Annotated in this window: 8 protein-coding genes and 4 pseudogenes; 4 read left to right on the top strand and 8 right to left on the bottom strand. The window is 71.6% G+C overall.

What is annotated here, in order from left to right; genetic code table 11:
• Positions 1-210: 210 nt before the first annotated feature.
• From KUM44_RS46190 to KUM44_RS35030, 3 genes and pseudogenes are all read left to right on the top strand, one after another.
• Positions 211-539, top strand: a pseudogene (locus KUM44_RS46190) (helix-turn-helix domain-containing protein); the annotation flags it as partial.
• A gap of 28 nt (positions 540-567) precedes the next feature.
• A pseudogene (locus KUM44_RS46185) lies at positions 568-1,434 on the top strand (AzlC family ABC transporter permease).
• Positions 1,328-1,564 carry an AzlD domain-containing protein gene (locus KUM44_RS35030; RefSeq protein WP_374202105.1) on the top strand — a complete coding sequence of 79 codons (237 nt, stop codon included), beginning with the start codon at positions 1,328-1,330 and terminating at the stop codon, positions 1,562-1,564. The pseudogene KUM44_RS46185 and the gene KUM44_RS35030 overlap by 107 nt, the downstream one beginning before the upstream one ends.
• A 6-nt stretch (positions 1,565-1,570) precedes the next feature.
• Here KUM44_RS35030 and KUM44_RS35025 read toward each other — a convergent pair whose 3' ends face one another.
• From KUM44_RS35025 to KUM44_RS46175, 5 genes and pseudogenes are all read right to left on the bottom strand, one after another.
• A complete protein-coding gene (locus KUM44_RS35025; RefSeq protein ID WP_217213793.1) occupies positions 1,571-2,515 on the bottom strand; it encodes a hypothetical protein in 945 nt (314 codons plus the stop codon).
• Between the two features lie 178 nt (positions 2,516-2,693).
• Positions 2,694-2,999: pseudogene (locus KUM44_RS35020) on the bottom strand (PucR family transcriptional regulator); the annotation flags it as partial.
• 226 nt (positions 3,000-3,225) lie between these two features.
• Positions 3,226-3,477, bottom strand: coding sequence for a hypothetical protein (locus tag KUM44_RS47375; RefSeq protein ID WP_217213792.1), 252 nt, complete (start codon positions 3,475-3,477; stop codon positions 3,226-3,228).
• A 561-nt stretch (positions 3,478-4,038) separates the two neighbouring features.
• Positions 4,039-4,701: a glycoside hydrolase family 68 protein gene (locus KUM44_RS35010; RefSeq protein WP_254390566.1), complete on the bottom strand. Its 663-nt coding sequence runs from the start codon at positions 4,699-4,701 to the stop codon at positions 4,039-4,041.
• Positions 4,670-4,852: pseudogene (locus tag KUM44_RS46175) on the bottom strand (glycoside hydrolase family 68 protein); the annotation flags it as partial. The pseudogene KUM44_RS46175 and the gene KUM44_RS35010, both read right to left, overlap by 32 nt.
• Positions 4,853-5,425: 573 nt before the next feature.
• Here KUM44_RS46175 and KUM44_RS35005 point away from each other — a divergent pair.
• The gene (locus tag KUM44_RS35005; protein ID WP_217213791.1) at positions 5,426-9,169 is read left to right on the top strand and encodes a WD40 repeat domain-containing protein; all 3,744 of its coding nucleotides are present in this window, start codon (positions 5,426-5,428) and stop codon (positions 9,167-9,169) included.
• On the opposite strand, the gene KUM44_RS35000 is transcribed toward KUM44_RS35005, so the two are convergent.
• The 3 genes from KUM44_RS35000 to KUM44_RS34990 all read right to left on the bottom strand — a co-directional run bounded on the left by KUM44_RS35000 (position 9,147) and on the right by KUM44_RS34990 (position 10,971).
• Positions 9,147-9,653: a hypothetical protein gene (locus tag KUM44_RS35000; RefSeq protein ID WP_217213790.1), complete on the bottom strand. Its 507-nt coding sequence runs from the start codon at positions 9,651-9,653 to the stop codon at positions 9,147-9,149. The genes KUM44_RS35005 and KUM44_RS35000 overlap by 23 nt on opposite strands.
• Positions 9,654-9,887: 234 nt before the next feature.
• A complete protein-coding gene (locus KUM44_RS34995; RefSeq protein WP_217213789.1) occupies positions 9,888-10,520 on the bottom strand; it encodes a hypothetical protein in 633 nt (210 codons plus the stop codon).
• Positions 10,521-10,569: 49 nt separating this feature from the next.
• Positions 10,570-10,971 carry a hypothetical protein gene (locus KUM44_RS34990; protein ID WP_217213788.1) on the bottom strand — a complete coding sequence of 134 codons (402 nt, stop codon included), beginning with the start codon at positions 10,969-10,971 and terminating at the stop codon, positions 10,570-10,572.
• Positions 10,972-11,187 lie beyond the last annotated feature (216 nt).

The raw sequence follows: 11,187 nt of genomic DNA, 5'->3' as shown, positions 1-11,187 counted from the left end.
GCCGTCGTATGCGGCTGCGGCATCGCGCACGCTGATCAGCAGCCGCCGTCTTCGCCCAGAACGGATGTACGGCAGGTTCCAGCGAGCGGGCGAGCGGGCGGGCGGGCGGGCGGGCGCGGCATTGGCAGTACGCCGAGTTGCCCGGGGGCGATCCGCTGCGTGCGCGGTACGTGCGGAAGACATTCGTTGGTCAGTCCGGATACGGCTGTGGGGGCTCGGGCCGCCGTACGCGCGCGTGAGGTGTTGGAAGGGCGGATGGCCGAGCCGCCGAGTCCGGAGACGCCGGCTCTTGATCTTGGCAGCGGTCCGTTTGCCCTGTTGCAGGCGTTTCGGGAGCTTTATGGGATGCCGCCGCATGCCTGACCGACCGATGCGCGGGTGCGGGAGGCTCGGCGGCTGTGGGACGGGGTGTCTCTCCGGCGGAGGCGGCCGTTGCGGTCGGGTTCACTGATCAGCCGCATCTGAACCGGCACTTCACCCGGACCGTCGGCGTTCCTCCTGGGGCGTGTCAGCGGGAGCGCAAGAACGTACAAGACGCGCGGCAGTGGCCGGCTCAGCGTCGCAGGCGTGGCAGAACAGGAAGCTCTCGAAGATCTACGTGTCGAAGGAGACAAACCGGATGGTGCCGTCGTACGGGACGCGCTCGGCGTCGGCGTCGCTGTCGGGCTGTCCGGGTTCGCGTTCGGGGCGACATCGGCCGGGCAGCGGGCTCACGCTCGTACAGACCTGCGCACTCAGTCTGTTGGTCTTCACGGGAGCGTCGCAGTTCGCGCTTGTCGGGGCCTTTGCGGCTGGTGGTGGTCCGTCGACCGGCGGCCGCCGGCGCCTTCTTCCTGGGGGTGCGCAACGCCTTCTACGGGCTGTCGGCTGTCGCAGTTGCTGAGCCTCACGCGCGTGGTGCGGCCGTTCGCCGCGCAGTGGGTGATCGATGAGACGGCTGCTGTCGCGCTGGCGCAGCCGACGCGACGCAGTGCGCGGATCGGGTTCGTGGTGACCGGGCTCGGTCTGTACGTGCTGTGGAACCTCACCACGTTGCTCGGTGGGCTCGGCGCGGAGGCCACGGGGGACACCGATGCCCGGGGGCTGGACGCAGCCGGGCCCGCTGTCTTCCTGGCGCTGCTCGCAACGATGCTGAAGTCCGCGACCGAGCGTGTTGTCGCCGGTCTCGCCGGTCTCGCCGGTCTCGCCGGTCTCGCCGTGGTGCTGGGGCTCGGGTTGTTGCCTGTGCCGCCTGCTGGTGTGCCGCCCGTTCTGGTGGCCGCCCTCGCGGCGCCGGTCGTGCTGTGGGCGCAGGGACGTCGTGAGGGAGACGTACGGAGGGGGAGCGGTGAGTACCTGGATTGCGATCGGCGTCGTACGACGTCTGGCCGCCCTGTTGCCCCTCGCCCTCCTCGCTGCCCTCACGGCTCAGCAGACGTTCGGCAACGGGCATGAGCTGGCGCTGGGCGCGAGGATGGCAGGCGTCGCCGCGGCCGCTGCGGCGCTCGTCCTACGGGCACCGTTCCTGCTGGTCGTCGCGGCGGCCGTGGTGGTGACGGCAGGAGCGCGGGCCCTGGGAGGGTGAGGCTTGTCAGCCGATGGAACGGCCGTACGCGCGGAGTGTGCGCAGCGCCTCGATCGTCACCGTCGGGCGCGCCTCCAGAGCGGTGCCCGGCGCCCACTGGCGCCATCGGATCGGCCAGCCGCCGTCCTCCTGCTGCTCCCCGGCCAGGTGGTCGAGGGAACGGGTCATCTCGTCGTCCGTGAACCACGCGCGCGCGAAGGAGCGCGGTGTCCTCGCGTAGTCGTGTGGGAAGTGGTGCTCGTCGGGGGCGTAGCCGGGGGAGACCGGGTACGCGTCGAGGTCGTCCGGGTCCAGGGCCGCGAGGCGCTGTTCGCGCACCAGGCGGCCCAGGCGGTCGGCGGCCGCCTCCGCGCGCGGGCGGTCGGGAGCGGAGTCCAGGAAGGCCACCGCCGCCTCGATCTCGTACGGATGGGACTTCTCCAGGGACTCGACCGCCTGCCAGCAGAACTCCGTGGCCCGGAACAACCATGCGTGCCAGACCTCGTTGCGGTGGAGCAGACCGACCACCGGCCCGGTGGCCAGGAGCGAGCTGGGAGCGTCCTCCACGATCGGGATGAAGGGGGCCGCCGGGTAGCCGCGCTGGCTGGGATGGATCGCCGGGAGGGCACCGTCCGGGGTGGAGACCGAGGTGAGGTAGCGGCACACGCGGTCCACGCGCTGTCCGCCGCAGCGCTCGACGGCGTCCAGGACGTGCAGTGCGCGACCGGTGTGCAGCGGCTGGCTGACCGGGCCGCGCAGATCCGGCTCCAGGGCGTGGCCGTACCCGCCGTCCTCGTTGCGGTACGCGTCCAGCGCGGTCTCCACCGGGTCGGCGGCGCCGTTCAGGAAGTGGTACGCGAAGAGGCGCTGCTCGAGCACGCGCGCGGTGAGCCAGACGAACTGCTCGGCGCGGAAGAGCGGGGAGCGCGCCGGGGGCGTCGGGGGGAGTGGGGAAGCTCCGGTTTCGGGCATGCGACAGACCGTAGGGCGGAAAGCGGTCTCGACAAGTGGTCCCGGCGCAGGCCCACTCTCAGGGGAGGGATACTTGACGCATGCGGTTGACGGCCAACTGAACGATGTGCGGAGGCCCCTGGAGGCAGTACGAGCGGGTTCTCGGTGCGCCGCGTGTTGCCGCTGAACGGCTCGGGTGTCAGATTTCCTTGGCGGGCCAGTCCAGCAGCCGGGCGCCGATGACGGCGGTCTGGAGCGTGTAGCGGTGGGCCGGGTCTGCGGGGTTGGCGCCGGTGAGCTTGTGGATGCGCTCCAGGCGGTAGGTGAGGGCGCGCACGCTGAGGGTGAGGCGGCGGGCGGCCTCGGCGGCTACGCAGCCGGAGTCGAAGTAGGCGGTGAGGGTGTCCAAGAGGGGCTGGGCGCCGCCGCGGGCCGTGGTGAGCGGGCCGAGGGCGCTGCGGACGAGGTCGGCCATGGCCTGACGGTCGCGGGTCAGAACCGGGTATTCGCGGGCGAGGTCGTCCACACCGCTGCCCCGGTGTCGGAGTCCAGCTGCTGCGGTGTGAGGCCGACGCGGGCAGATGGCAGATACGCAGCGCCAGTGCCCTGCGCCGGGCCAGTGCGGGGTAGACGCCGAGGACCCAGGAGACGGTTGCGGTCAGCAGCGCGAAGCCCACCAGGGCCTCGAGAGGCGCGACGACGCGTAGCCAGTCCTCCGTGGGTGCGATGTCTCAGAGGCCGAGTGTGGCGACGATCACCATGGAGATGTAGAGGGCGTCAACCGGACCCGAGTGCTCAGCAGGATCGAGCGCCGTGGAGAAAGCGAACGCCTCCGGCATGTGCGGCCAGTACACCAGGGCCCAGCCCACGGACACCCCGCTCGCCCACATCACGACCACGCCGACCATGCCGAGCGGTCCGACCAGCCCCGCCGCCCCGCGCACGGTACGGCTGGGGGAGAGGAGCCGCCACAGCCCCCTCATCACAATCCGGCTGAGCCCCCCCGTGTCGAGTCGGATGCCACAGCGTGTGGAACAGGTCCCGCAAGACGATCAACACCATGGCGACACCGGTCAGCGTGACCAGCCAGTCCATACGTCCTCCTCGTGCACGCCCGCAGGTGCTCCAGCCTGCTGCGTCACCCAGGCATCCGGGTCACCGCCGCTTGGTGCCGGGCGGCTGGGCGGCCTGGGAGCAGATCCTGGCCACCGAGTACTACAGCGTCAGGAAACGGTCTCCATCGCCTGGGCGGACGGAACTGACGGTGTGACAGGTGGGGCACGGTCAAGGTGTGTACGGAGCGGAAGTCATGCGGGGGACGGTCATTTCAGTTGGTGTGATCTTGCGGCGGTCTGGGGGGCGATGGCTGCGGCGTTACCGCGGACAGAGGCCAGCGATGAACCCAGTCTGTAACGCCTGTTCGAACGCCCTCTTGCCGGGGCGCCCGCACTGGCTCGCTGTGCTCCGGCCGGAGTCGTCCGAGCGGCCGTGGCCGACCATGGTTGGTGTGGCCGGCCACGGCGGGCTGCTCGACTGAGGTTTGGTTACGGGATGAAGCCGTAGTCCAACTGCTTGGTGGGCCTCGTCTGGTTGCCCTTCATGGACAGCACGAGTGTGCGTGCGAGGGTGCCGCCGAAGCGGGTTCCGCCGTCGGCGGTCGGGACGGTGTCGATGAAGCTCTCCACCAGTCCGGTGGGCATGACGTAGTGCGAGTACTGCTGTGTCGGGGCGTCTTCGAGGTTGCCCAGGCCAGTGCGCTGCCGTTGAGACGGCCGGTAGTCGCTGCGCAGCGCCGAGCCGATGAACCCGTAGACGCCGTCCCAGCCGCTCAGTCCCGGCGCGAAGGTGAACTTGTGGCTGATCGTGAACAAGTAGTACTTGCCGTCGCGGATGACCAGGTGCGGCCGTTCGGTCTGCTGGTTGACGCAGTTGGCCGAGAGCAGCGGGGCTGGAGTTTCCAGTTCTCCATGCTGACGCCGTCGGTGGTGGCCAGCCCGATGTTGCCCGTGTAGTACTTCGTGTTCTCCGGCACCTGGTGGTCGGCTGTTGCCCTCGAAGAGGAGGTGGATCTTGCAGTCCCGGGGGGCGGAAGGCGAACGGGTCGCGGAAGGCGAACGGGTCGCGGAAGGCGAACGGGTCGCGGAAGGCGTAGATGATCGGGCCCTGCTGCGACTGTTCCAGGGTCTGGTACAGCTTGCCGTCGGCATCGGCGATGATGCGGTGGTCCTGGAAGCCGGTGAACCACACGCGGTTACGGTCCGCGTGGATCTTGCCGGTCGCCTGCGCCAGACGCTGGAGGGGGTTGTTGGGGTCGACCCCGCCGTTGTCGTGCCCGGAGGCGGTGCAGAAGGAGTACACCTTGTCGCCGACCAGCGCCGCAGAGCCGGCCCAGGCTGTCGTTCAGGACACGCGAAACCGCCACCTTACTGACGCGTACATCCTCCGCTGCCTGGCGACGACGGGGCCTGGAGTCTGTGAGCCCACCTATCGAGGCAGACGAGGCATGATCCGCCGGGCCAGCGATACGAGCGGGTCGATGTCCTTCGCTTCGCCGGTCTCCGCGAGGGCGAGCGCCCACGTGCGGGTGGCGGTGAGCGGAGGAGACCGAGCAGTGACCGCCGCAACCCCCCCTGACCGGTCACGCCCGCACCGTGGCCCCCGGAGGCAATCAGCAGTCGGTGCCTGAAGGCGAACCTGACCGGTGTGCGGGCGGCGTTGGGTGCGGCACGGGTTCCGCGGGTCCGGGCAACCCGTGCCTCGCCTTCCGGTGCGCGTTTGCTCGGGGCCAGTCCGTTCTCTGTCCGGCCGGGCCACACCCCCAAACAACAACCCTAGGCAGCCTGGACGTTACCGAGCCACCCGTGTGTTTTCATTTTCATCACCCCGAATGTCAACGATGACATATGTGTCAGGTGTACGGAGGTGCATGTCATGGGGCGTCCCGAGAGACCGGTGGACCCGACGGCCGGTCCCGTCCAGCGGCTCGCGCACGAGTTGCGGGAGCTGCGTCGGGCCGCGGGCAGCCCCTCGTACCGGACGATGGCCAAGGCGGCGGGCTTCTCGGCGACCGCGCTGTCACTGGCCGCCGCCGGTGAACGGCTCCCCTCCCTCGCCGTGTTGCAGGGCTATGTGCGTGCCTGCGGGGGTGACCTGGCCGAGTGGGAGCCGCGCTGGAAGGAGGCGGAGGCGGAGGCGGAGGTGAGCCGGGCCCCCGTGGAGATCGCCGAGGACGCGTCGGCGCCGTACCGCGGGCTCGCCCGGTTCGAGCCGGACGACCGGCATCTGTTCTTCGGCCGGGACCGGATGGTCGACGAGGTCGGGGAGCTGGTGTGCGAGCACCGGTTCGCGGTGCTGTTCGGCCCGTCGGGGAGCGGAAAGTCGTCCCTGCTGCGGGCCGGGCTGATCCCGCGGCTGCGGGGGGAGATCGCGGCGCGCGGGTGCTCTGCGGTGCTGCGGATCCTCACCCCCGGGGCCATGCCGGCCACGACGTTCGGGCATCTGCTGAGCCCCGCCGAGGACGAGCCGGAGAGCTGGGTGGTGGTGGACCAGTTCGAGGAGGTCTTCACCCTCTGCCGCGACCCGCAGGAACGTTCCCGCTTCATCGACCTGCTGCTCGCCGCCCGCACCCCGGACAGCAGACTGCGTGTGCTGGTCGCCGTACGCGCCGATTTCTACGCCCGCTGCGCCGAGCACCGCGGCCTCGCGGACGCGCTGCGCGGCGCCGGGCTGCTGCTCGGGCCGATGACGGCGGAGGAGCTGCGGGAGGCGGTGACCGGACCGGCCCGGGAGGCCGGGTGCCGCGTCGAGAGGGCGCTGACCGCCCGCCTGGTGGAGGAGGTCCTCGACGAACCGGGCGGGCTGCCGATGCTTTCCCACGCCCTGCTGGAGACCTGGAGGCGGCGCAGGGGACGGATGCTCACCGTCGCCGGGTACGAGGAGGCCGGCGGGGTGCGCGGTGCGATCGCGGGCAGCGCCGAGGATGTGTACGACGGCCTGACACCGGCCCAGGCCCGTGCCGCGCGGCATCTGCTGCTGCGGATGGTCGAGCCGGGCCAGGGAACCCCCGACACCCGGCGCCCGCTCTCCCGGGCCGAGCTGGAGGAGTGGGCGGATGCGGACGTGCCGGTGGTGGTGGAGCGGCTGACCCGGTCCCGGCTGCTGACCGCCGATGAGGACGGGGTGCAGCTCGCCCACGAGGCGCTGATCACCTGCTGGCCCAGGCTGCACGGCTGGATCGAGGAGGACCGGATACGGCTGCGCCATCACCGGATGCTCGCCGACGCGGCCCGCACCTGGCTGGAGCACGACCGCGACCCCGGCGCGCTGTACCGGGGCACCCGGCTGACCCGGGCCGAGGAACTGTTCCCGGACCCTGCGGCCGACCTCGCGCTGACGGCGCCCGAGCGGGACTTCCTCACCACCGCGCTCGACGCCCGGGAGGCGGAGCGCAGGACCGCGGCCCGGAGCAGCCGCAGACACCGGATCCTGACCGTCTCGCTGTCCGCGGTCCTGGCGGTGGCGCTGCTGACGGCTGTCGCCGTCTGGGACGCCTACCACGACAACGAGCGCCGGCGGACCCAGGAAGCGGCCCGCCGGGTCGCCGACGTGGCAGACGCCCTGCGCACCACCGACCCCCGCGCGGCGCTGCTGCTGGGCGCGGCTGCCTGGCGTGTCGCCGAGCTGCCCGAGACCCGCCGCGCCCTGCTCGGTTCCCTCGCCCAGCAGGAGACGGACACCTTCACCGACCCCGTCCCCGGCGATTCCGCCTGGCGTTCCCTCTCCGCCTCCGGCCGCACCTTGATGAGCCCCGCCGACCGCACCTGGCGCACCTGGGACGTGAGAACGCGCCGGCGCACCGGCTCGGGCCGGCTGCCGGACGGCCTGGTGCTCGGGGCGAGCCCGGATGTGCGGGTGCTCGTGATCAGCCGCCCCGACGGCATACGGCTGTGGGACACCGCCACCGGGCACTGGACCGGCGGCCTTGACCCGTTGCCGCAGGACACCGACGTCCGTTTCGGCGGCGACGACCGCACCTTCCTGGCCACCGAAGGCGGCCGGGTGCGGCTGCGCTCGCTCGTGGACGGCCGCGTGCTGTTCGAGGCCCCGGCACCGGGTATGACGGTCACGGCGCTCAGCGCGGACGGACGGCGCGCGGCCGTCTGCTCCGGCGGGCAGGCCCCGCAGCTGTGGGACATCCCCGGCCGCCGTGCCCTGCCCGGCGACTGGCAGAAGGACCGCATGTGCGACGAGGACGCGAACACGACCGTCCTCGCGCTCGACGGAGACCGGCTGGCCGCCGCCTCCGGCACCGGACTCCGGGTCTGGGACACCGGGACCGGCAAGCGGATCGCCGATCTCGACGACACCGAGGTGCACGAGGTCTCCGTCAGCCCGGACGGCGCCTTCCTGGCGACGGCCGACCGCGAGGAGATCCAGGTGCGGCGGCTGGCGGCCCCCGAAGTGCCCGTCTTCCGGCACTCCCTGCACAACCAGCGCCCCTACAGCGGCCTGGCCTGGGATGCAGGCGGCCGCACCCTGCGCTACCTCGAGGGCAACACCGTCCACACCCTCGACCTCGGCCCGGCGGTCACCCGGGCCTGGCGCGGCACCCCGTTGGACGGGGTGTGCTTCAGCCCCGACGGCCGTACGTACGCCACGGCCCAGCGTTCCGGCGGCCGTTACCTCTTCCGGCTCCGCGCCACCGCCGACGACCGGCTGCTGAGCACCCTGCCCCCGGTGAAGGTGCCCGTCCCCCGCGATCCCGACCCGATGATCCCTGACGACCCGCTCGCTCTGCTGGCGTTCAGCCCGGACGGCACGGCGCTCGCGTACGGCGTCTCGGAGCCCGGCCGGGAGGTCGTCGCGCAGTCGTTCACGGTGTGGGACGTCGCCCGTCACCGTGCCCGCTCCACCGTGGTCCTGCCCGGAGACTCGGTGGTGAAGGCCGGACTCGGACCCGGTGGACGCACCCTGTACGCCGCCCGCGCCTCCCTTCAGCCTGGCGGCGACCTGTACGGCGAGGCGTGGGACACCGCGGCTCGCCGCAGGACGGCGGTGCTGCCGGATCTGGCCAGCGTTCACCTGGCCGTCCGCCCCGACGGCGGGCTGCTGGTCGGTGACGGACGGCTCGCCAGGCTGCCGTCGGGCGAGGTCGCGAGCCGCGACCTCGTGCAGGGTGCGCATGTGGGCGCGGCGGGGTTCTCGGCCGACGGCTCGTTGCTCGCGGTCGGCGACGACCTGGGGCGGGTCGCCCTGTGGGACGGGACAGCGAGCCGGCGCGCCGGTGTGCTGCGCGACGTCTTCCCGGCACCGCTCGGTGACCGCCCGGAGGCGGTGAACGCGCTGGCCTTCAGCCCCGACGGCCGGACGCTGGCGGTGGGCGGCGACGCCGGCAGTGTGCAGCTGGGGGACGTGGCGACCCGCCAGCCCCTCGGCACCCCGCTGACCACGCCCGGCGACGGCATCGAGTCCCTGGCCTTCTCACCCGACGGCACGACCCTGTACGCGGGCAGTGTGCACGTCCCGCTCCAGCGGTACGGCATCGATCCCGGACGGGTGATCGCGCGGGTCTGCGCCCGCGCCGGCACCGACCTGACACGGGAACAGTGGCGGACGTACGTGCCGGACGCGCCCTATCGGCGGGCCTGCGGGGTCAGCGCGGGAGCCGGGGAGTGATCTGCCGGGCCAGCGATACCAGGCGGTCGGCGCCCTTCGCCCCGGCTGTCTCGGCGAGGGTGAGCACCCAGACCTTGGAGCCCGCGTGCCACACCACGTAGGCGACGTCCTGCGGCGGGTGCAGCACCTGGACGGTCTCGCTGAACGCGCCCTGTCCCAGCCCGGTGACCTCGGTGACCTTCACGTTGCGCATGCCCGCCGACGCCGGGTCGCGGACCAGGCGGTGCGCGGCGGAGAGCTCGGCGGAGTAGGAGCGGGCGGAGGGGTTGAGGGTCAGCATGGCCGTCCCGTCACCGGAGGTGTAGCTGCACGAGTCCAGGGCCGTGCCCTTTTGGGGCGCGACGCGGGGAGCCTGCTTCGGGTCGGTCAGCACCTGCCGGGCGGCGGACCGGTCGAGGACCGTGCACAGGTGGGAAGGCGGCAGGGTCTTGGGCGAGGAAGTGACGGCGGGGGTGGCGGTGGGCTCGGGCGAGACGGTCGTCACCTGACCGGCCCCACTCGCGGACGCAGCGGCGTCCGACGATGCGCTGCCTGAGGAGCAGGAGGCCAGCAGAGCGCACAGGAGAGCGGCAGCCACGGGCAGGGCGGGGCGGGGCAGACGGCAAAGGCGGCGCGGGTGCATGGCTGGGGTTCCTCACGGGTTCGGAGGTCGAACGGGAAGGGGCCCGGCCCAGGGGCAGGTGCAGGGACACCGGGGCCGGGCCGGTCTGGAGGGCGATCAGCGGTAGACGTTGTACGTGCCGTAGTCGTTGACCCTGAGGTTGGACTGCCACCTGCCGAACTGGTAGTTGCCGTCCCACCAGTACCGCTCCTCGCCCCTGCCGCAGGAGGAGTGGTCGGTGCGGAAGGCGCCGACGAAGGTGCCCTGCGTCCAGCGGCGCTCCACCACCTGGATCGGCTGTGCGTACTGCCCCGGGCTCAGGTTCGTGGTGAAGCTGAATGTGGTGGACGTGGACCCGCTGCGACCGTACTCGGGGGTGATGCTGCCGAGCACCTGGTTGAGGTAGGGGACCGGATTGGTGACCTTGACACCGACCGACCAGCTCCAGCCCGTCGTCTTCTGCTGGTCCCACTTGTAGGAGCAACTGGGGACGTTCGTGGGGCAGCGGAACGTCGGTCCGCGCCACACCCAGTCCTGGTAGGTGTTCCGGGCCTGGGTCTGTGCCTTGGCCCAGGTGGTGTCGCCCTTGCGGATGTCGTAGCCGTCCGGCTTCCAGCACCAGGTGTCCGCCGAGGCGGAGCCCGGTGAGGCCAGCAGGACGAGCGGGGCGAGACCCAGGCTCAGCGCCGGCGCCAGCCATCGGCGGGCCTTGCGCTCGCGGACGGTCGTGTCCTTGGAAAACACCTTCATGACTCCTTGATCGGAAAGCGTCGGTAGGTCGTGCTGCGCCTGTTCGGCCCTAGGAGGCGTTGAGGGACCACCACTGGCCCTGATCGGGGCCGGTCCATCGCATGTGCGGGTCGTCGGTCTTCGACCAGCCCTCGCAGTTGTTGCCGGTGTATGCCGTGGTGAAGACCGCGTCACGCTGGGAGAACCACACATCGGGGTAGTTGGTCTGGGTGCCGTTGGGCCTGGTTCCGGTCAGGCACCGGTTCCATGAGCGGCCGTTGGGCTGGACCACGGTGAGGCGGAAGCTGTGGACCTTCCAGGTGCCGTTGTTGATCCGCACGCACCCGGTGAACACCGGGGAATGGCATTCCGGGGCCGCGCTGGCCTGGCCGGCGGACAGGGTCAGCGACCCTCCCGCGAGGGCGGCCACGGCCAGGGCGCCGGCGAGTCGCTTACGGAGTGAACGGGACACGTCTCCCGCTCCCTTCTGTCGTTGGGTTCAGGCACACCGACTCTGCGGGGGCGGAAGGTTGGTGATCGAGTCGGATCGAGGGGGCTAATCAATTCCGAGCGGCTCAATCAACGGCTTTCGTGACCTTTGCCTCGGTGGGAAGCGCCGGCGTTGGTCGGGGATGCGCTGCCTCCGGAGCAGGAGGCCGGCAGGCAGGAGGTGGGGCCCGGCCCCGGT

Origin of the sequence: Streptomyces sp. AC550_RSS872 (genome assembly GCF_019049285.1) — a bacterium.
GTDB lineage: Bacteria > Actinomycetota > Actinomycetes > Streptomycetales > Streptomycetaceae > Streptomyces.
The sequence above is the reverse complement of the archived record's forward strand: the minus strand, read 5'-3'. Positions and strand labels throughout refer to the sequence as shown.